This is a genomic window from Finegoldia sp. P2-F-LR (genome assembly GCF_052932265.1).
Genome location: NZ_JBRFJF010000040.1, coordinates 1 through 339, shown reverse-complemented (window position 1 = coordinate 339; position 339 = coordinate 1). Strand labels below are relative to the sequence as shown.

General features: G+C 46.6%; 1 rRNA gene. It reads right to left on the bottom strand.

What is annotated here, in order from left to right:
- Positions 1-339: ribosomal RNA gene (locus ACU68W_RS09310) — 23S ribosomal RNA — on the bottom strand; the annotation flags it as partial.

Below are 339 nucleotides of genomic sequence, written 5' to 3'. Positions count from 1 at the left end.
TCGCTTTTGCCTTTGTACTCTTTGAATGATTTCCAACCATTCTGAGCGAACCTTTGAACGCCTCCGTTACTTTTTTGGAGGCGACCGCCCCAGTCAAACTGCCCGACTGACAGTGTCCTATTACCAGTTTCATGGCAACTAGTTAGAACTTTAGAATTAAAAGGGTGGTATCCCAACAGTGACTCTGCAAACTCTGGCGAGCTTGCTTCTTAGTCTCCCACCTATCCTGTACATTTAATCCCAAAATTCAATGTCAACCTGCAGTAAAGCTCCACGGGGTCTTTCCGTCCTACCGTGGGTAAGTCGCATCTTCACGACTACTACAATTTCACCGGATCC